Annotated in this window: 2 protein-coding genes and 1 pseudogene; all 3 read left to right on the top strand. The window is 61.5% G+C overall.

What is annotated here, in order from left to right; all coding sequences use genetic code 11:
• Positions 1-437: pseudogene (locus ACXRVY_RS27565) on the top strand (transporter substrate-binding domain-containing protein); the annotation flags it as partial.
• A 51-nt stretch (positions 438-488) separates the two neighbouring features.
• Positions 489-1,151, top strand: coding sequence for an amino acid ABC transporter permease (locus ACXRVY_RS27560; protein ID WP_108217292.1), 663 nt, complete (start codon positions 489-491; stop codon positions 1,149-1,151).
• An 8-nt stretch (positions 1,152-1,159) separates the two neighbouring features.
• A partial coding sequence (locus tag ACXRVY_RS27555) for an amino acid ABC transporter permease (protein ID WP_458238786.1) occupies positions 1,160-1,692 on the top strand: 533 nt, incomplete at its 3' end.

Raw genomic sequence — 1,692 nt, 5'->3', positions numbered from 1 at the left:
GCAAGTACAAGGAAATCGATGACATGAAAGCCGCCGGTGACAGTCTCACCGTGGCGGTGCTGCAAAACGTCTACGCCGAAGAACTGGTGCACCAGGCGCTGCCCAAGGCCAAGGTCGATCAGTACGACAGCGTGGACCTGATGTATCAGGCGGTGAACTCCGGCCGCGCCGACGCGGCGGCCACCGACCAGTCTTCGGTGAAGTACCTGATGGTGCAGAACGCCGGCCGCTACCGCAGCCCGGCTTACGCCTGGAGCCCGCAGACCTATGCGTGCGCGGTCAAGCGTGGCGACCAGGACTGGTTGAATTTCGTCAACACCACCCTGCATGAGGCCATGACCGGCGTTGAGTTCCCGACTTACGCGGCATCGTTCAAACAGTGGTTCGGTGTGGATCTGCCAACGCCGGCGATTGGCTTTCCCGTCGAATTCAAATGATCCCGTGAGAGTGGGGCGCCGATATGCGCCCCGCTCAAGGTACTGCTGACCATGAACTATCAGTTGAACTTTGCCGCCGTCTGGCGCGATTTCGACACCTTGCTGGCGGGGCTCGGTATGGGCCTTGAACTGGCCCTGGTGTCGATCGCCATCGGCTGCGTGATCGGCCTGATGATGGCGTTTGCCTTGCTGTCCAGGCATCGCGCATTGCGGGTGCTGGCGTCGGTGTATGTCACGGTGATTCGTAACACGCCGATCCTGGTGTTGATCCTGTTGATCTACTTTGCGTTGCCGAGTCTGGGGATCCGGCTGGACAAGATTCCCTCGTTCATCATCACCCTGTCGCTGTACGCCGGAGCCTACCTGACCGAAGTGTTCCGCGGCGGTTTGCTGAGCATTCCCAAGGGCCTGCGCGAAGCCGGGCTGGCTATCGGCCTGGGCGAGTGGCAGGTCAAGGCCTACGTTACCGTGCCGGTGATGCTGCGCAATGTGTTGCCGGCCCTGTCGAACAACTTCATTTCGCTGTTCAAGGACACCTCGCTGGCGGCGGCGATTGCGGTACCGGAGCTGACCTATTACGCGCGCAAGATCAATGTCGAGAGCTACCGGGTGATTGAAACCTGGCTGGTGACCACGGCGCTTTATGTGGCGGCCTGTTACCTGATTGCCATGATGCTGCGTTACCTCGAACAGCGTCTGGCGATTCGCCGATAGGAGGCCCCATGTACGAATCCCCCAGTTGGTTGCATGAGTTGTGGGTGGCGCGGGAAGTGCTGTGGCAAGGCTTTCTGACCAGCGTCCAGGTGTCGGTGCTGGCGATTTTGCTCGGCACGCTGGTTGGCGTCGTCGCCGGGCTGGTGCTGACCTACGGCAAATTCTGGATGCGCGCACCGTTTCGTTTTTATGTCGATGTGATTCGCGGCACGCCCGTGTTCGTGCTGGTGCTGGCGTGCTTTTACATGGCGCCGGCGCTGGGCTGGCAGATCAGTGCGTTCCAGGCCGGTGCGCTGGGGCTGACGCTGTTCTGCGGCTCCCATGTCGCCGAGATTGTGCGCGGTGCCTTGCAGGCCTTGCCGCTTGGGCAGATGGAGGCGAGCAAGGCCATCGGGCTGACGTTCTTTCAGGCCCTCGGGTACGTGCTGTTGCCCCAGGCGCTGCGGCAGATTCTGCCGACCTGGGTCAACTCGTCGACCGAGATCGTCAAGGCCTCGACCCTGTTGTCGGTGATCGGCGTCGCCGAGTTGCTGCTCAGCAC

This window comes from Pseudomonas sp. P5_A2_2 (assembly GCF_054177685.1).
This window is presented reverse-complemented; position numbering and strand designations above follow the sequence as displayed.